The sequence below is a fragment of the Lactobacillus selangorensis genome, assembly GCF_001437205.1.
GTDB classification, from domain to species: domain Bacteria; phylum Bacillota; class Bacilli; order Lactobacillales; family Lactobacillaceae; genus Paralactobacillus; species Paralactobacillus selangorensis.
Genome location: NZ_JQAZ01000001.1, coordinates 219509 through 235835 on the forward strand (window position 1 = coordinate 219509; position 16327 = coordinate 235835).

The 16327-nt window shown below is 46.3% G+C and carries 22 protein-coding genes; 14 read left to right on the forward strand and 8 right to left on the reverse strand.

Annotation, left to right across the window (positions count from 1 at the left end; translation table 11 throughout):
- The first annotated feature begins 38 nt into the window (after positions 1 to 38).
- The gene (locus tag IV40_RS01135; protein ID WP_057768526.1) at positions 39 to 671 is read left to right on the forward strand and encodes a TetR/AcrR family transcriptional regulator; all 633 of its coding nucleotides are present in this window, start codon (positions 39 to 41) and stop codon (positions 669 to 671) included.
- A 28-nt stretch (positions 672 to 699) separates the two neighbouring features.
- Here the strand turns inward: IV40_RS01135 and IV40_RS01140 are convergent, their stop codons facing one another.
- From IV40_RS01140 to IV40_RS01155, 4 genes are all read right to left on the reverse strand, one after another.
- Positions 700 to 1305 (reverse strand): CadD family cadmium resistance transporter, encoded by a 606-nt coding sequence (locus IV40_RS01140; RefSeq protein WP_082617862.1) that lies wholly within the window; start codon positions 1303 to 1305, stop codon positions 700 to 702.
- Positions 1305 to 1679: an ArsR/SmtB family transcription factor gene (locus IV40_RS01145; protein ID WP_057768528.1), complete on the reverse strand. Its 375-nt coding sequence runs from the start codon at positions 1677 to 1679 to the stop codon at positions 1305 to 1307. Before IV40_RS01145 ends, IV40_RS01140 begins: the two co-directional genes overlap by 1 nt.
- Positions 1680 to 2097: 418 nt before the next feature.
- Positions 2098 to 2760 (reverse strand): B3/B4 domain-containing protein, encoded by a 663-nt coding sequence (locus tag IV40_RS01150; protein WP_057768529.1) that lies wholly within the window; start codon positions 2758 to 2760, stop codon positions 2098 to 2100.
- A gap of 374 nt (positions 2761 to 3134) precedes the next feature.
- Positions 3135 to 4274: an alpha/beta hydrolase gene (locus IV40_RS01155; protein ID WP_057768530.1), complete on the reverse strand. Its 1140-nt coding sequence runs from the start codon at positions 4272 to 4274 to the stop codon at positions 3135 to 3137.
- A 152-nt stretch (positions 4275 to 4426) separates the two neighbouring features.
- Between IV40_RS01155 and IV40_RS10670 the strand changes: the two genes are divergently transcribed.
- Complete coding sequence (locus IV40_RS10670) at positions 4427 to 4576, forward strand: hypothetical protein (protein ID WP_156404197.1); 150 nt, start codon at positions 4427 to 4429, stop codon at positions 4574 to 4576.
- A gap of 48 nt (positions 4577 to 4624) precedes the next feature.
- Positions 4625 to 4828 carry a hypothetical protein gene (locus tag IV40_RS01160; protein ID WP_057768531.1) on the forward strand — a complete coding sequence of 68 codons (204 nt, stop codon included), beginning with the start codon at positions 4625 to 4627 and terminating at the stop codon, positions 4826 to 4828.
- A gap of 47 nt (positions 4829 to 4875) precedes the next feature.
- Here the strand turns inward: IV40_RS01160 and IV40_RS01165 are convergent, their stop codons facing one another.
- Complete coding sequence (locus IV40_RS01165) at positions 4876 to 5184, reverse strand: DUF960 domain-containing protein (RefSeq protein ID WP_057768532.1); 309 nt, start codon at positions 5182 to 5184, stop codon at positions 4876 to 4878.
- A 70-nt stretch (positions 5185 to 5254) separates the two neighbouring features.
- Positions 5255 to 5764, reverse strand: coding sequence for a Cys-tRNA(Pro) deacylase (ybaK, locus tag IV40_RS01170; protein ID WP_057768810.1), 510 nt, complete (start codon positions 5762 to 5764; stop codon positions 5255 to 5257).
- A 122-nt stretch (positions 5765 to 5886) separates the two neighbouring features.
- On the opposite strand from ybaK, the gene IV40_RS10675 reads away from it, so the two are divergent.
- Positions 5887 to 6051, forward strand: coding sequence for a hypothetical protein (locus IV40_RS10675; protein WP_156404198.1), 165 nt, complete (start codon positions 5887 to 5889; stop codon positions 6049 to 6051).
- A 162-nt stretch (positions 6052 to 6213) separates the two neighbouring features.
- Here the strand turns inward: IV40_RS10675 and IV40_RS01175 are convergent, their stop codons facing one another.
- Complete coding sequence (locus IV40_RS01175) at positions 6214 to 6750, reverse strand: hypothetical protein (protein WP_057768533.1); 537 nt, start codon at positions 6748 to 6750, stop codon at positions 6214 to 6216.
- Positions 6751 to 6901: 151 nt separating this feature from the next.
- Here IV40_RS01175 and IV40_RS01180 point away from each other — a divergent pair, with 151 nt between their 5' ends.
- The 10 genes from IV40_RS01180 (at position 6902) to IV40_RS01225 (ending at position 14513) form a co-directional block, all read left to right on the forward strand.
- On the forward strand, positions 6902 to 7318 hold the full coding sequence (locus IV40_RS01180; RefSeq protein WP_057768534.1) for a hypothetical protein: 417 nt from the start codon (positions 6902 to 6904) through the stop codon (positions 7316 to 7318).
- A gap of 38 nt (positions 7319 to 7356) precedes the next feature.
- Positions 7357 to 7737 carry a hypothetical protein gene (locus IV40_RS01185; RefSeq protein WP_057768535.1) on the forward strand — a complete coding sequence of 127 codons (381 nt, stop codon included), beginning with the start codon at positions 7357 to 7359 and terminating at the stop codon, positions 7735 to 7737.
- Between the two features lie 106 nt (positions 7738 to 7843).
- Positions 7844 to 8485 carry a DNA-3-methyladenine glycosylase gene (locus tag IV40_RS01190; protein WP_057768536.1) on the forward strand — a complete coding sequence of 214 codons (642 nt, stop codon included), beginning with the start codon at positions 7844 to 7846 and terminating at the stop codon, positions 8483 to 8485.
- Positions 8482 to 8967, forward strand: a complete 486-nt coding sequence (locus IV40_RS01195) for a DUF3013 family protein (protein ID WP_057768537.1) — start codon at positions 8482 to 8484, stop codon at positions 8965 to 8967. The genes IV40_RS01190 and IV40_RS01195 overlap by 4 nt, the downstream gene beginning before the upstream one ends.
- 15 nt (positions 8968 to 8982) lie before the next feature.
- A complete protein-coding gene (gene prmA / locus IV40_RS01200; RefSeq protein ID WP_057768538.1) occupies positions 8983 to 9915 on the forward strand; it encodes a 50S ribosomal protein L11 methyltransferase in 933 nt (310 codons plus the stop codon).
- Positions 9916 to 9917: 2 nt separating this feature from the next.
- Complete coding sequence (locus IV40_RS01205) at positions 9918 to 10667, forward strand: 16S rRNA (uracil(1498)-N(3))-methyltransferase (RefSeq protein ID WP_057768539.1); 750 nt, start codon at positions 9918 to 9920, stop codon at positions 10665 to 10667.
- 97 nt (positions 10668 to 10764) lie between these two features.
- Positions 10765 to 11115, forward strand: coding sequence for a hypothetical protein (locus IV40_RS01210; RefSeq protein ID WP_057768540.1), 351 nt, complete (start codon positions 10765 to 10767; stop codon positions 11113 to 11115).
- A 58-nt stretch (positions 11116 to 11173) separates the two neighbouring features.
- Positions 11174 to 13405, forward strand: a complete 2232-nt coding sequence (locus IV40_RS01215; protein WP_057768541.1) for a RelA/SpoT family protein — start codon at positions 11174 to 11176, stop codon at positions 13403 to 13405.
- Between the two features lie 12 nt (positions 13406 to 13417).
- The gene (dtd, locus tag IV40_RS01220; protein WP_057768542.1) at positions 13418 to 13864 is read left to right on the forward strand and encodes a D-aminoacyl-tRNA deacylase; all 447 of its coding nucleotides are present in this window, start codon (positions 13418 to 13420) and stop codon (positions 13862 to 13864) included.
- Between the two features lie 97 nt (positions 13865 to 13961).
- Complete coding sequence (locus IV40_RS01225; RefSeq protein ID WP_057768543.1) at positions 13962 to 14513, forward strand: hypothetical protein; 552 nt, start codon at positions 13962 to 13964, stop codon at positions 14511 to 14513.
- A 225-nt stretch (positions 14514 to 14738) separates the two neighbouring features.
- On the opposite strand, the gene IV40_RS01230 is transcribed toward IV40_RS01225, so the two are convergent.
- On the reverse strand, positions 14739 to 16025 hold the full coding sequence (locus IV40_RS01230; protein ID WP_057768544.1) for an N-acetylmuramoyl-L-alanine amidase: 1287 nt from the start codon (positions 16023 to 16025) through the stop codon (positions 14739 to 14741).
- Between the last annotated feature and the right edge of the window lie 302 nt (positions 16026 to 16327).

Below are 16327 nucleotides of genomic sequence, written 5' to 3' on the forward strand. Positions count from 1 at the left end.
AATAAGAGTAACGTTATCATCAGTGAGGGATGTTCAACATGGAAGAAAAAATCTTTGGCAGCTATCGTAAACGGCTGCTGGATCAAAAAATGCCGCATGGCAAAAAGGCCGTGTTGCTGGCCGCAACCGACTTATTTGCTAAGCAGGGGTATAATGGTACGCCAACCACACAAATTGCCGAAAGTGCCGGGGTCAGCCAGGCGACAATTTTTAAATATTTCAAGACGAAGCAGGATTTGCTGACGACCATTTTACAGCCGATGATTGAAGAACTGCTACCACTGTATCGGGACGATTTTTTGGCCGAGTTAGAGCAATACGACACTTTGCCGGAGCTAATCCATTTCTTGGTTCAGGATCGGTACCGTTTTTTGACGGCCAATTCGGAAGTTGTCATGATTCTTCTGAATGAAGCATTTACGAATGAAACGATTCGAACGATGGTTTACAAAGTATTTAATGAGTCGTTGCCAAGTTTCTTTACGCTTTTACATCAGAAAATGATGAGCCAAGTACGGGCGGATTTGGATACTACGACGGTAATCCGGACGATTATCGGACAATTAGGTTTCTATTTTATCCAGCAGCAGCTGGCACCTAATATACCGACTGAACCGAATCGGGATTTGGCAATCATCGAAGGCGAGATCCTGCGGGCCATCCAAAAATAAAAGAAGCGGAAAAATTTCCGCTTCTTTTTTAGTGGGTAAAATGCTGAATTGTGCCGCTTTCCCAGAGAATCATCAGACCAAGCCCAATATAGACCACCGCCATAATCCAGTCGCCGTATTTGGCGAGAACACGGTGAATCGGTTTGAATTGGGCACAATGGGTACTGATCCAAACGAGGAGATAGATGCAGATCGTAAAGACGATTAAAACAATGCCGATTTGTACAGGATTGAGGGTAACAAAATAAGGCACAAACAGGCCGATATTGTCGGCCCCACAAGAAGCAACGGTAATCAAAGCGACGGTAGCACTAAGATTTTTACCGGAACGGGCCGTCATTTTCTTTTGGGCCGCCGCAGCTTCATTTTCCGAACCCAGCACCGCTTTGATTCCGAAGTAGATTGGAATCAAACCTAACAAGCCCAATAACCATTTTTCGGGTACGTAATGCAGAATAAAGGCAAAAATCAAACTGATGCCGATTAGTGTGTAAGAGCCGATGTATTGGCCGAGATAGATCTGACGGCGTTCCTGTTTGGAAGAATGCTGTGAAAACAGCAGCATTAAAATGACTAGCAGGTCGATCGCAGTGGAGGCATATAAGACAGCACTCGTCAGGATGGTTTCAAGAATCATGCACTAGCCTCGTCTTTTGCAGGAATCCGGCCAGTATCTTCAGCCAGACACCAAGCACGTTCCAGCAGTAGGGTTGTGCACGCATCGATAATCTCGTAATGAACAAAATTGCCATGCCATTTGGCCACGACGATGTTTTGGGCAACTAGCCGCTGCAGCTGATTCGAAACGGCGGGAATTTTTAAATTTAATTGAGCGGCAATTTTACTGACAGTCAGATGCGGATCAAGTGCCAAACTATGCAAAATGCGTAAACGGGTGTCATTAGCTAATATTTTGAATAAACCGGCAATTGACAAGGCATCGGATTCATCTAAGAGCGGACGTGCCGTTAAAGCCGGTGTTTCAGGACAACAATCGGATTGAGCCATTGGACATTCCTCCTAATGGATTTGATGAGCACATTATTACATGAAACTGTGTAATAGTAAAGCTCAAAATGAAATCGGTCACTTAATGATTGGGGCCATTTCTAATAAAAATAATCATAAAAACATTATCACAAGTGAGCATATATTGAACCCAATCTGCTTTTTTAAGTTTAAAATGATTTTGAAGGTTAAATAACCGTTGTTATCATTGCAGTGCAACGAAGCAGCGTGCTAAACTTCATCTATTCTAAAAATAAGCGTGAAAGGGATGGCGAAAATGAAATTTGCAATCGGTGTTCGGAACGGCTTCCTGTTTTCAGCCGCATTTTGGGCAATAATCGGAGCCATAGTGTATGCAATTGGATAAAACGTAAAAAAGCCGGAACCACAAAGTGTTCCGGCTTTTATAATTGTGTTTTTAGCGATGCAGCCATTCTTGGGTCAATTTACTTGGCTGCAAGTACTGATTCAATATTGTTGCCGTTTCAGACTGCATTTGCTGCGCTTGGGCGGCTGTGACGTCGAACATATAGATTACCAATGCTGCCTGCGTCGTTTCGGGCGTAATCATTGCCCGAGTCGAATCAGAAGTCGGACTGCCGAACGGACCATCTTGGTCACGCAGCACCAGCAGGTGTTCGAGATTGACGGCTTTTTTGCCGATACCAGCATAAGTTTCACCAGTTTGGCCGACTGACAGGGTCACCGTGTCACCGATTTGCAGCCGATCGTAACTACCAATCGGCAGCTTGAACTGCAGCGACAGCAAGTTATTAAGATCGACCAGGGCGTTGATCTGGTAAAGTCCTTTGCCCTTGACGACCCGCCGCCACAGACTGTCCGATGACGGCCGAAACCGAGCCGGATCTTTGCCTAGCCGTTTGTAAAGCTGCTTGGTAGCCTGAATCGCCGGATTGGATCGGATCGTTTCCAAACTGTCATGCGCTTGGATGTCGGCGAGCAGGGGATTCAGTTCTGCCTGCCAGAATGTGGTATCGTTAGCCTGATTGTGAAATGTGAATTGCGTAATGCCAAGTGAAATTTCGGTTGGTAATTGTGCTGCTAATTTAAATTGGGTCATTTTTGATTGTGCCTCCGCTTAATATGTCTTTGTTAAAAATCAACTGGTGCAGCGGCACGGGTCCGCTGCTTTAAGCACGGGCAGGCACATCACATTCCATTAAGGGTGCGAATAACATGGAAACACCTTCTTTTCGAATCGAGTAGGTCTATTGTAACATAGGCAGCAAAAATATTTTTAAATAACTTTAGTTATCGTTGCAATTATAAATTTCTTATGATAAACTGCCCTTATTCCCATGAAAGAGACGCTGAGGTGAAGAACGATGCGTAGATCGCAAACATGAAAAGGACTCGTGCACAGAAATTGTGACGAGTCCTTTTTTTGTGTTTGAAATCGTTTGGAAAACAAAGTTATGCGCTGTTGGTTACGCGCTATTTGCCTGAATGCAGCCAGTGTGCGGCTTCCCAGGCAAAGTGTTCGCCCTGTGGGAAAATGCCGAACTTATCCAAAAAGGCATGCGTCATCCCTTTGTAGTTGATGTAGTGGGCACTAACGCCATTCTCCGCCAAACGCTGGGCATAGCCGTAACCTTGCGGACGTAGTGGATCGAATTCATCCGTTGCAATCAAAGCAGGCGGCATTTTGGCCATCATGTCATCTGACATATTTAATGGCGAAATGCGAGGGTCGGTCGGATCCTCTTTGCCGACGTAAACCTTCTGTAAAAGTTGTTTGCCTTTGACGGAAAAAAGGGTGTCTTTCTGATAACGTTGCTGCATCAAGGAATCCATGTTGTATTTATCTTCAGGCCAATCGTATTTAGCTTGTGTAGCTGGGTCCAATGATTCGCATGGGTACGCCATGAACTGGTTGGTAATGTAATGATTGCCGTTAGCACGGTCCATATAAGCGACGACAGCCGCATTGTTGGCACCGGAGCTATCGCCATAAACGGCGACCAAACTCAGATCGACATGGAGTTTTTCAGCATGTTCGATAATCCACATTGTGGCGTGGTAGCAGTCGTTAACACCGGTAAAAGCCGGAAATTCAGGTGCGAGCCGGTAATCGACATTGAAGACACGGACACGGGCAATTTCAGCCATATATTTACAGAAATGCTCATTGACGAGCACATTGCCGCCGAGCCAGCCGCCGCCATGAAAGGCGATGATGGCGCCTAATGACTCATTGGGATCGGCTAATTCGGGTGTATAGACGGAAATCGGAATCTTTTCGTCATCATCGGTGTAAATTTTCGTCACCGTTACATGGTTCGAGAGGTCGAGGCTGCTGCTGCCCATTTGAGCCCGCCAGCGGTAAGCCGCCTCAGAAGCATCATCGGTCGGATGGTTTTTCGTGCGTTTCATGATTTCGGAATCCGGTGCGTACGGGCCGCCGTTATCCTGTTGAAAATGCGCATTGAAATCGTCCATGGCGTCTTTGGCCACATCGGGATCGAAAACGTCCTTGTGCCAAACACCATTTTTATCCTTTGCAAAATCAGGACTCTTATCTAAACGCTGCAACTTATTTTGATAATCTTTACGTGAGGGTGTCCAAGTAATCATGCCACTCGCTCCTTTCTTGATTCACATCCATTGTAACGAATAATTGTCCGAACAGGTTTAAAAAGACCTGCTGACTTGGAAAGCACCCTTTGAAAACGGTTTCTATTGTGGTACAATTTTTAGTATTACATAAGAGATAGAGGAGTTTAGGTTTGAGAACAGTTATCAGACGAATTATTGGGGTTGCAGCCCTATTAGGGTGTTTGTTTTTATGGATTTCGGTGACGCCGAATCAGGCGAAACCAGTGCAGATGGATGCGAAAGACGGGGCGGTGGTGCAGCAAACGGTCGAAACACCGTGAACAAAACGGTTTGAGCATCAGGTCAACTCGTTCAAGGCGTCCTTCACAATGAAGAATTTTGCCTTTTGGGCATTAGGAATCACCATTTTCCTGATGATTTTTGAACCGTTATTGGGTTTATGGTTAACCGTCAGAAGAAGAAAAAGAGACCGTGAAGATGAAGAGGCTCTCCAAGCCAAATTGGAAATGGATGAGCGCAACCTTGAAGTCTACCAGTCCAAGTCTCCTGAATTCTGGCGGGAATTGTTGTAAAAGGGAGCATAAAAAAACTGCGGCAGCGGCCGCAGTTTTTTTGACGCTTATTCGACTTCATTTGGTAGTAAGATCGTTTGATTTTCACCATCGTCATAAGCAAGGATTTCGTCAGGATAATCACGGTCATATGGGAAGGGAAGATCGAATCCAATCTGAGTGGCATCGTCTGCTTGTGAAAAGAGCAAGGTCACACGGCCATTATGATTTTCGACGTTGAATTTCAAAATGTTGCTCAACGGAACAACACCATTTAGGTCAGTATCGATGAGCTGCCAAACGCGGTCGATGATTTCACCAGGCAGGGTCTGAACGACACTGAAGGTTGCAAAACGTGCATGTTGTGCATTAAACATTTTTAACACCTCGTTTGAGACACTAAGATTGTTTCTATATTATAGCCGTTTCCATCCAAAAGTCAGCCCCTTAGTTTTCAGGTGCGGTAATATCGGCAAATTCGCCGTGAACAAATTGGACGATCTGCTTGGGATTGATTCCCACTGAACGACCGATTTTACCGGAAGAAACAAGGATTGTGTCTTCGGCTTCGGCTTCTTTGGCAAAGTAGGTCGGATAATGATGGGTTTCGTAGATCCCGATCGGCGTATTGGCACCGTGTTCATAGCCAGTCGTGGCAATCAAGTCTTTCAGCGGCACCATGCCGACTTTTTTATTACCGGAAGCCTTGCTGAGCTTTTTATAATCAACGTGTTCGTCGATCGGCACGACGGCGATGACTGGACCGGTTTTGTTGCCGGTTAAGGCTAACGTTTTGTAGATATCATGTTCCGGCACGTTGAGATGATCGACGGTTAACTGGGCGACATCTCCTTCGGCGTGGGTCGGAAATTCATACTGCTGATACGGAATCTTGGCTTTATCTAAAATCTTTTCGACAAGCGTTTTGCTCATCTGCGCTTTTTTCTTTTTACTCATCGGATTCACTTCGCTTTCACTCTGCATTTATTTTACCGCTTTTAGGAAACGAATGAAAAGGGGGCCTCTGAAATTCAATTTTGTAGTATACTAGGGTGTAATCATTAGAGGAGACGATTTGCATGGGATTTCATTTAAAGCGTAAATCCAAAGATATTGATGTGTCATCGCATGATTTTCGTTCATTATTAAATGATGTCCGCAAAGATAGCCATCATTTTCACGATGTCCAGTCGGCCTTTGATAAGCTGAAAGTCGATTATCATTCCAAAAAGAAAAATAAATGAACCGTGTGTCGTGTGGCACGAGATATTAAGAAGAAACCGTGACGTAGGCGTTTCTTTCCAAAAAAGTTTCCTAAATGCAATTTTTTGCATTTAGGAAACTTTTTTGTTTTAACAGGTTACGCTTGCCAACCACGATCATCAGCCGAGGAACGCTCCCGATGGCTATTTCTGGCTGCTGGAGGTGGCAACACTACTGATGGATTGATCCTGCTTTTCCAAAGTAATGTAATCCCGGAAGGACTGTGGAATTTGATTCGAGAAATCCCGTTTGGCGATTGAATTGGTTTCATTATTAAAGGATTTCATGGCGGCGGTAAAACTGTTTTGGTCATTGTTCTTCATGGCAGTCAGGACGCTTTGCGCTGTCTTGGTGTAATTGCCTAAGTCCTGAGTGGCCTGCTGTTGGGCGGTATTATTTGCTAATTTGAGACCAATCGCACTCAGCTTCTTCTGCTGGGTCGTGAGAGTCGTTTTCAGGTGGTCTTGGCTGACACCATAATGCAGGTCTTTTAAGGGTGCAATCACGGCTTCCGAAATCTGATTATAAAAAGAAGCCAATTGTTTCTGTGAATACTGATTGCTGCGTGCCACTGTTTTAGGCTTTGAACTTGAAGCTGCCGACGAATTCGAATTTGATTGGCAGCCTGACAGCGTTAAAACGGCTGTTTCCAAGAATAAAAGCTGTGTCCAACGTTTCATGAAGCGATTCCTCCTCAAAAATAAAATAACGTTTGTTGTTTAACTATTATTAAAATTTAATGTTGATTATTCGAATAAACTAATGTATATTAACCTTATCGGAAATTAGAAAACGGTTTCGCACTTTAAATAAGCCAGGAGGAACGCAAAAATGACCCCGAAAACTTACTTAATTCAATTAAACCACAGTTTGGAACGTTTTATCGTCTTTTGCCGTGTCTTTGATGAATATGCTTACACCTGTCGCCGCATTCATACCGGTAATTGTCTGGTCACCGAAAATTTGAGCGACCTCAAAGGCTATTTTATTAAAAATCTGCGGGCTTACACGCTGTTTGTCGAACGGCTCTGCAATACGGCGGTGCCGGAACAATATGCTCAGACACATCAGATGCTGCTCGATGCTTTGAGTGCCTATCAGCAGGGCTTATGGCAGATGGCCCAGTCGATGCGGCCCAACCAGCTTGAAACACCGGTTTTCCAGCAAGCACAGATTCAGCAGCGCAACAGCAAACAACTGGTGAATGAAGCCTTGCAAACTTTAGGCACATCCTCCTTCAGTGCGTGATAAAATATGGCATAATAGAGGCATGAGGAGGGCTGACGGTGGAACTGAAACGAACATGGCGGTTGCTTTTTTATAAACCTGATTTTAGCTTAGCACAGATTGAGGCTTTTAAAGAGCGTTTGCAGCAGCAAGCTTCTTTTGGCGGTTTCCCAATTGAGCAGTTTCGAATCGAAAATGACACCAAAGAGGTTATCTTTACCTCGATGACGTTCGACCAGCTGCAGGCGGTCACGGAACCAGTCTTAGATGAAATGGCAAAATTTCTGCTGATTCAGGCGGTTTATCCGCAACGGCTCGCACCACAAGATTATTATGCCATTATTCGTCAGAGCGACCAACAGTTAGGCATCGAACGGCAACTCTATCCAGATCAATCGATGGATGTCATCTATTGGCACACTTTGCAACTGGATGCGTAACAGCGAATCTGGTTTAAAAAGGGAGTCCCGAAGCAATTCGGAGCTCCCTTTTGTGTATAATGGAGGGGAAAATCAAGCACGCCTATGCTAAAATGGGGGATATGCAATGACAGAGAATCAAGGAGCGCCGCAAGCGTTGACGGCTTTTTTCAAGTCGGGACCGACGGATGAAATCGCCCAACGGTTATTAGGGGCTAAATTGAGTGTCGGGCCGTTAAGCGGCTATATTGTCGAAACGGAAGCTTATCTAGGCGAACGGGACCAGGCGGCGCATTCTTACGGCGGCCGCCATACTAAACGCAGTGACCCGTTATATCAAGAAGCTGGACTTGTTTATGTGTATCAGATCCGCACCCAATTTTTATTGAATTTTATTGCGCAGGCTAAAAATGTGCCGCAGGGGATTTTGATTCGGGGCGTTCAACCAGCGACTGGTGTCACCCAAATGACGGCGAATCGGCATGGAAAAGGTGGTTATGACCTGACCAATGGCCCAGGCAAATTATGCCAGGCCTTTGGAATCGACCTCAAGGATAATAATGTGTTTGTCGATCGGGGCCGGGTCTGCTTGAGCTTAACGGAGCACAAAAAACCGGCTGCGATTACCGCTGCACCTCGTATCGGAGTTCCCAATCATGATGAATGGACGCTGGCACCGCTGCGATTTTATGTAACTGGCAATCCGTATGTTTCTCAAATGCGCAAACGTGATATGAATCTTACCACAGAAGGATGGCAATCAAAATGAAAGAAACAATTTTAGATGCACTCGATCGAGGCATGGATGATTTAACTTTTGGCGGCGAATTGGCCGTGAACTGGGACAAAGAAGCCCGTGTTTTCGAACTGGATTTTACGCTGGAAGCTGAAAATGCGCATCAGATCGAAGTAGAGGACCAAGGTGGTCACTTGAATGATGGCGGCAAATTGACTTATGAAGACAGTGTCTTGTTTTATGATGAAACCCATTTGAACGGGGAAGATTATGCTGATAATTACTTGACCGTTATTCCGTTCCAAGGCCGCAAGGGCATCAAGAAGTATGTGCTGGACGGCTTCTTCAAATATTTCGAAGATGTGCTGGCCGATGGTGAAAGCGATTTGATGGACTTTTTGGATGTCGATGAAACCGACGATACGTTCTTGATGCACTGGGACGAAAAGAAGTTTCAAGCGGTGCTTGAACATGAACCACAATCCAACGAACGGTACCTCTATCCCAGTTATTAAGGAGTGACAGAGCAGATGGAATGGCAAAAACTAACGGTGTTCACCTCAAATGAAGCAGTGGCAGCCGTCGCCAACCTTTTATTAGAAAGCGGCGTAGCGGGCATTCAGATTGAAGATGCGGCCGATTTAAACAAAATTAAAGCCAAGTACGGTGAAGCAGTGGCTGCACAAGCACCGGTAACGAATGGCGCCCAAGTCAGTGCCTACTTTCAATCCGAACTGCCGGATTTGTCGACGTTGCAGCAGCACGTCACTGATTTAGCACAATTCGGTTTGGACCCGTCACCGGCGCGTGTCGAAGTGACGGCTGATGACGATAGCACTTGGAAGGATAATTGGGAAGCCTATTATCATCCGCTGCGCGTGACTCGCTATCTGACGGTGGCCCCCAGCTGGTCGGATTATCAGCCGCAGCAGGTACAGGAACAAGTCATCCGGCTTGATCCAGGCCAATCTTTTGGGACTGGCACCCATCCGACGACTGTTTTATCACTGGAAGCACTTGAACAGACGGTGCGTGGCGGCGAATCGATGATCGATGTCGGGACCGGCTCCGGTGTGCTCAGTATCGCTGCTAAACTGCTGGGCGCTGCCGATGTTGCTGCTTATGATGTCGATCAAGTGGCCGTCGTTGCGGCACAGAAGAACATTGCCCTCAATCCGGATGCAGGTGAAATCAAGACCGGTATCAATGATCTCTTGAAGGGGATTGTCACACCAGTCGACCTGATTGTCGCCAATATTTTGCCAGAAGCATTGTTGCCGCTGATTCCGCAGGCCAAGGCGCTTTTGAATCCGAACGGGCATTTTCTGCTGGCCGGAATTATTGCCGCACGGGGTCCTGAAATTCAGGCGGCGCTTGAAGCCAGTGGATTTCAAGTGGTGCAACAATTGACACATGCCGGCTGGGTTGCTTTGATTGCCGAACATGCGGGAAAGGATGAGTAGCCATGCAGCGATATTTTGTCAATTCACCGTTACAAGCTGGCCGACCAATCCAAGTCAGCGGCGATATTTATCATCATATGGTCCATGTGATGCGGCGTCAGCTCGATGATCAAGTCGAATTGGTCGATCCGGATGAAGAAGTTTTCCTAGCAAAGATTACCAAAATTGAAAATTCAGCCAAGTTTGTGACGCTTTCCGTTTTGAAACAATTACCTGGTCAATCCGAACTGCCAGTTCACATTACGATCGGCTGCGGCCTTTCAAAAGGCGATAAAGCCGAAAAGATTGTTGAGAAAGGGACGGAACTCGGTGCCGATGCATTTTGGTTCTTTCCCGTCCGGTATTCGGTGGCCCGGTGGGAAGGCAAAAAAATTAATCATAAATTAAAAAGATTGCGCAAAGTGGCCCAAGAAGCTGCTGAACAATCGCACCGAACACATTTGCCAAAGGTCGATTATTTTGCGAGCTTGAAAGACTTGCCGGATGCGGATTATACCGCACGGCTAGTGGCTTATGAGGAGTCGGCGAAGGAAGGCGAGCACGCCGTTTTGAAACAGACTTTGAATACGCTCAAACCAGGTGCTCATCTGGTAACGCTGTTTGGACCGGAGGGTGGTTTTACGCCGGCTGAAGTAACGCAGCTAGTTGATCAGCAAAAATACGTTGCAGCGGGCTTAGGGCCCCGTATTTTACGGGCTGAGACGGCGCCGCTTTACCTGTTAAGCGTAGCCTCGTATGTGTATGAACTTTAATTCAGATTTGCACTCTGCGTGTGAATTCATTATGATAAGAAATAAAGAATTTCAAAATTGCATGTGATTGCAATGAGTTAAAAAACGAGGTTATGAAATGTCAAAAGTAAAGCAAGCATTCGGACGTTCTGAGATGATTTATGCACTGGTCTGCTTAATTGTCGCCGTGTTGCTGCCCCTGATCTACCACTGGTTACACATTTCAGTCGTGATGCGGATGGGGACCTTGTTTATCGGATTCAATTCACTATTTGCACTCGGCAGCGGGGTTTATTTACGCAAGACACGGCAGCCCTGGTATTTAATGCTTGTTTTTCCAATCTTATTTTTAGGAATGGTTTATTGGCGTTATGCTAGATATAATTATGCGCTGGTCATTGCATACCTGCTGATGGCGTACGTGGCATACGGCTTGGCTAAGCCGCATGAAATGCAAAATAACAAATAGGATGGAAAGGGACACAGGGTTTTACTGTGGCCTTTTTCTTTAGTGGGAGTGAAGAAAAATGCCCAAAGAAAAGGAATTAACACAAGACGATGTCATGGCGATCTGCCGGACCTATATGAATGAAGAACACTTGAAATTTGTTGAAAAAGCCTACCAATTCGCTGCGTACGTCCATAAAGATCAAATGCGCAAATCGGGCGATCCTTACATTTCCCACCCAATTCAGGTGGCCGGGATTTTAGCCGAATTGAAAATGGATCCGGAAACCATTGCCTCCGGTTATCTGCATGATGTCGTCGAAGATACCGGGGTCACAGTCGGCGATATTCAGGAGTTATTCGGTCACGATGTCGCTGTGATTGTCGATGGGCTGACTAAGCTCAGCAAAGTGAAGTATGTGGCCCATAAGGATGAATTGGCCGAAAATCACCGCAAAATGCTGCTGGCGATGGCCAAAGATTTGCGGGTCATTATGGTCAAATTGGCCGATCGTTTGCATAATATGCGGACTTTGCAGTTTCAGCCGCCGGAGAAACAGCGCCGCATCGCCAATGAAACGCTTGAAATTTACGCCCCTTTAGCCGATCGGTTAGGGATCAGCACAATCAAGTGGGAGCTCGAAGATTTATCGCTGCGTTATTTAAACCCGCAGCAATACTACCGCATCGCTCATTTGATGAATTCACGGCGCGACCAGCGGGAAAGTTATATTGCTGCTGCTATCGAAGAAATCAAGAAGGCGTTAGTCGACCTTGACATCGATTATGATATTTACGGCCGGCCGAAGCATATCTATTCGATCTACAAAAAGATGCGGGATAAGCACAAGCATTTCGATGAACTCTATGATTTGCTGGCGATTCGAATCATCACCAAGTCGATTAAAGATTGCTACGCTGTTTTAGGGGCCATTCATACGAAATGGCGTCCGATGCCGGGCCGTTTCAAAGATTATATTGCGATGCCGAAAAATAACGGTTATCAATCCCTGCACACGACCGTAATCGGCCCGAAAGGCAAACCGCTCGAAGTCCAGATTCGGACGGAAGAAATGCACAACGTCGCTGAATATGGGGTCGCTGCGCATTGGGCCTATAAGGAAGGCATTCGGGATGAAGTTCATGAAGACCGCACCGGCCATAAGCTCGATAACTTTCGGCGTGAGATTCTTGAAATTCAGGACGATTCCGAAAATGCCGACGACTTTATGAAGAGCGTCAAAGGCGACATTTTCAGCGATCGGGTCTACGTCTTCACTCCCAAAGGTGATGTTTACGAATTGCCGAAGGGCTCGATTCCGCTTGATTTTGCCTATTTTGTCCACACCGAAGTCGGCAATCATGCCGTCGGGGCGAAGGTCAACGGCAAAATTGTACCGCTGAATTATCAGCTCAAAAACGGCGATATTATTGAAATGCTGACGGCAGCCAATTCGGCACCGAGCCATGACTGGATCAAGATGGTTAAAACAAGTCGGGCTCGCAATAAAATTCGCCGGTACTTCAAAAAAGCCGATAAAAATGAAAATATCGAAAAAGGCCATAACTTGGTTGAACATGAACTGCTCGAAAAGGGATATGCCCCGAAAGAATATCTCGATAAAGATCATTTAGCCTTGGCATTAGGCCGATTTAATTATCAGAGTGCTGATGAATTGATGTCGGCAGTCGGTTATGGTGAAATTTCGGCCCAAGCAGTTGCCAATCGTCTGACCGAAAAAGATCGCCATGAAAAGGAACTCGCCAAGCAGAAGGAGCGGGAAGCGGCTGTCTTTGCGGCCGATAAAAAACCGCAACCGGAACGAGAAGAGCATACCAAGACGAGTGAAACCCCGCATCAAGAGGGCGTCATCATTCAAGGTGTCGACAATTTGCTGGTTCATCTGGCCAAGTGCTGCAATCCGGTCCCTGGCGATCCGATCGTCGGTTACGTTACCAAAGGGCGTGGGGTCACGATTCATCGCAGCGACTGTCCGAATGTCGTCGTCAACGATCAGGAAAAGGACCGTTTGATCGAAGTCCGGTGGGACCCACAGCAGAGTCAGAAACAGATGTATGATGCTGATCTCGAAATTTACGGGTACAACCAAAATGGATTATTAAACGATGTTTTGCAGGTTTTAAATGCCCAGACCAAGCGTTTGAATAATGTTTCGGGGCGGGTCGATCATGACCAGATGGCCGATATTCACGTTACTGTTGGCATTCAGAATGTCAATCAGCTGGAACAGATCATCGCCCGTTTGAAGAACCTGCCGAATATTTATGAAGTCAAACGAGTCAGCGAATAAGGAGGAATTGCGATGCGAGTGGTGCTGCAACGCGTCAAGCAGGCAAGTGTGACCATTGACAGCAAAGTGGTCGGACAGATTGATGCCGGATTACTGCTCTTGGTCGGCTTTGCCGATGGAGATACGGACAAAGACCTTGATTGGATGGTACACAAGCTGACCCATTTGCGTATTTTCAGTGATGAAAATGGCAAAATGAATTTATCCGTTGCCCAAATTCAAGGGGCGATCCTCTCCGTTTCCCAATTCACACTGTATGCCAGCGTCAAAAAGGGCAACCGGCCCAGCTTTACGGATGCAGGTCAGCCAGCGTTTGCCAATCGGATGTACCAGCGCTTCAACCACAAACTGGCGGAAACGGGTATTCCAGTGGCAACTGGCGAGTTCGGTGCCGATATGGATGTTAAAATCGAAAACGACGGGCCAGTCACGATTGTAATCGATACTGCCCAAAATTAAAATTACGTGTGCAAGCCCTAAAACTTTGCACAGAACTCTTAAGCACAGCTATACGAATGGCTGTGCTTTTGTTATTCTCGAAAAAAGGGGAGAAACAATGACAAAATGGCTTGAAACACACAACCAGATTGCTCGTACCTTTCAAGAGGAGTACGAAGCACGCTTATATACACATTACACGGTGTCACAGTTTATCCGAGAGCGTCACATCGCGCGTACGACGTTTTACAACCACTATCCGAATGGGTTGTTGGAGGTAGCTTGCTATGTCCTACAGCAGCAACTGCAGCCAGAACTGCTGGCCTGTGTGGCCGCCCGTGATTGGGAACGTGGGCTGATTCGCTATTTTAATTATTTAAAACAGCATCCGTCTTTTTGTGAAAACTTATATCGCCAGACGCAGCGGATGGAACGGCATGCGCATATGTGCCAAGAAGTCCGTTTGCTGGTCGGTCTTTTCTGTGCGACTGCACAACAAGATTTGCCGACTGCTCAGCGGCAGATTTTGGAAGCAGGCTGTTCAAAAATCCTGATTCAGCAGACGAATGATTTTTTGGAACAACATGCAGAACCCGATGTTGGGCAGGTTGTTGCTACTGCAAGCCTGCTGCTCACTGGTGCCTTCAAACGTCTGCAAAATGCCGGCTAAAAACGGGACACTTTGGCCAACCTGTTCGGTTTTAATTGGGATTGCCGCTTTGTTTTCGTACAATAAAGAAAACGAATGGAGGCGTGTGCCTATGCTTTTCACAAGGGGACTCGGCATCGTGCCGGGTTCCAAACAACATCAATTCAAATTAAATCACAATCGGAAAATTGAGAACCGGATGGTAAAAAAGCACGCTTCCTGCAAAGGGAGCGTGCTTTTTGAACCTTATTTGAAATAGTTTTCTAGGGCCGTCGTGACTTTAGAAGCAATTTCACGGCGGTAGGCAGCCTGCTTGATATGCTTGTAGTCATTGCTATCGTTGATATAACCGCATTCAAGCAGTACTGCCGGCCGATGATTCTGACGCAGCACTTGGAAATCGCCATATTGAACGCCTTTGTTGGCTAATGGCAAACCCTTTAGCTGGGTGTTGATGGCCTTGGCCAGTTTCATGTCTTTTTGTGAATTGTAATAATAAGTCGTGACGCCGCTGAGACTGTCAGCGGTTTTACTGGAATCAAAGTGGATGCTGATGAAGGCATCGGCCTTGTCCTTATTCGAAAGGGCTGGACGTGCCGCCAAGCTGACATATTTATCTGTATCACGGGTCAAGATGACACGCGCACCTTGTTTGCGCAGGTCCTTGGCGATTTGTTTGACCGTTTCAAGCGTATACGTCTTTTCATAGGTATTCTTGCCGGAAATCGCACCACTATCATTGCCGCCATGACCGGCATCCAGTACGATCGTAGCTTCAGAGAGTTTGGTGGCTGAAGTGGTAGTAACGTCTTGAGCGCCCATCAAGGAAACGACCCAGCTGGCCACATAACCAGTCTGGCCGTTCTTGGTCTTGACTTGATACCATTCCTTCTTAACGGTCTTGATGTAAGTCAGCGTGGTGCCTTTCTTCAAAGTCTGCATTGCCGCCGAACTGGTGCTGGCCTTCTTGCGCAGTTTGACACCGCTCAACTGGGTCGTCACTGTTTTCGGTGTCTGATTCGACTTGGTGGTAGGGGCTTGATCAGTTAGGCTTAAGCCTTGATGAATCCAGCCAACGGTATTTTTATAGAGAATCTGGCTCCAGGAACCTTGTTGATAAACCACTGTGACATTTCTAGCATCCGAAACGGTGCCGAGTTTATCACTGCTGGTGCGGGCGTATTCATAAACAGGGACGCTGCTTTTGTTAACTTTGGCGACCTTATTAGTGGTCGTCCCCACTTCAGTGTTGTGGATCAGCCAGCTGGCGACCCAGCCGGTTTGGTCATCTGACAAACGAATTTTATACCAATCATTATCATGACCGATGACATTGATTTTTGTACCCTGGACGATCTGACGTTTCGTTTCATAAGAAAGGCCGGGTCCGCTGCGGACATTGACCACATTGGCGGTGATCGTTAACGAGTGGCTGTTCGTCATAATGATTGTGACGCCACAGGCAAGGAGGATCAACAGCCCCGTCAGCCACGCAATCGGGTAATGACGAAGCGCCCATTTCAATTTTTCCATCTGGTGCTGTCCCTCCTTTTGAAGTCTCTTTCAGTATAGCAAAAAACGCTTGCCAAGAGGTTGCTTTTTTTATAAACTGACCTTGACAATTTTTGATGGGTCGCGTAACGTAAAGATTGAATTGAATAGTTAAACCGATGACGTAGTGAGGATAGATCACTGAGCAGAGAAAGCATCCTAGGCTGAAAGGTGCTTAACCGATTGAAAAGACGACTACCGAGGTTTGAATAAATCTTTTATTCCGTTAGCAAATAACGTTATCAGCAGTGAAAATATAAGGTGGTACCGCGTCCAGACGCCCT

Excerpts from the sequence above, each read along its gene's own strand:
- IV40_RS01155 (WP_057768530.1), bottom strand. The coding sequence starts at position 4,274 with ATGATTACTTGGACACCCTCACGTAAAGATTATCAAAATAAGTTGCAG.
- IV40_RS01210 (WP_057768540.1), top strand. The coding sequence starts at position 10,765 with ATGTCAAAAGTAAAGCAAGCATTCGGACGTTCTGAGATGATTTATGCA.
- IV40_RS01175 (WP_057768533.1), bottom strand. The coding sequence starts at position 6,750 with ATGAAACGTTGGACACAGCTTTTATTCTTGGAAACAGCCGTTTTAACG.
- ybaK (WP_057768810.1), bottom strand. The coding sequence starts at position 5,764 with ATGAGTAAAAAGAAAAAAGCGCAGATGAGCAAAACGCTTGTCGAAAAG.
- IV40_RS10675 (WP_156404198.1), top strand. The coding sequence starts at position 5,887 with ATGGGATTTCATTTAAAGCGTAAATCCAAAGATATTGATGTGTCATCG.
- prmA (WP_057768538.1), top strand. The coding sequence starts at position 8,983 with ATGGAATGGCAAAAACTAACGGTGTTCACCTCAAATGAAGCAGTGGCA.
- IV40_RS01145 (WP_057768528.1), bottom strand. The coding sequence starts at position 1,679 with ATGGCTCAATCCGATTGTTGTCCTGAAACACCGGCTTTAACGGCACGT.
- dtd (WP_057768542.1), top strand. The coding sequence starts at position 13,418 with ATGCGAGTGGTGCTGCAACGCGTCAAGCAGGCAAGTGTGACCATTGAC.
- IV40_RS01150 (WP_057768529.1), bottom strand. The coding sequence starts at position 2,760 with ATGACCCAATTTAAATTAGCAGCACAATTACCAACCGAAATTTCACTT.
- IV40_RS01165 (WP_057768532.1), bottom strand. The coding sequence starts at position 5,184 with ATGTTTAATGCACAACATGCACGTTTTGCAACCTTCAGTGTCGTTCAG.
- IV40_RS01225 (WP_057768543.1), top strand. The coding sequence starts at position 13,962 with ATGACAAAATGGCTTGAAACACACAACCAGATTGCTCGTACCTTTCAA.
- IV40_RS01230 (WP_057768544.1), bottom strand. The coding sequence starts at position 16,025 with ATGGAAAAATTGAAATGGGCGCTTCGTCATTACCCGATTGCGTGGCTG.
- IV40_RS01205 (WP_057768539.1), top strand. The coding sequence starts at position 9,918 with ATGCAGCGATATTTTGTCAATTCACCGTTACAAGCTGGCCGACCAATC.
- IV40_RS01135 (WP_057768526.1), top strand. The coding sequence starts at position 39 with ATGGAAGAAAAAATCTTTGGCAGCTATCGTAAACGGCTGCTGGATCAA.
- IV40_RS01190 (WP_057768536.1), top strand. The coding sequence starts at position 7,844 with ATGACAGAGAATCAAGGAGCGCCGCAAGCGTTGACGGCTTTTTTCAAG.
- IV40_RS01195 (WP_057768537.1), top strand. The coding sequence starts at position 8,482 with ATGAAAGAAACAATTTTAGATGCACTCGATCGAGGCATGGATGATTTA.
- IV40_RS01160 (WP_057768531.1), top strand. The coding sequence starts at position 4,625 with ATGAAGAATTTTGCCTTTTGGGCATTAGGAATCACCATTTTCCTGATG.
- IV40_RS01180 (WP_057768534.1), top strand. The coding sequence starts at position 6,902 with ATGACCCCGAAAACTTACTTAATTCAATTAAACCACAGTTTGGAACGT.
- IV40_RS01215 (WP_057768541.1), top strand. The coding sequence starts at position 11,174 with ATGCCCAAAGAAAAGGAATTAACACAAGACGATGTCATGGCGATCTGC.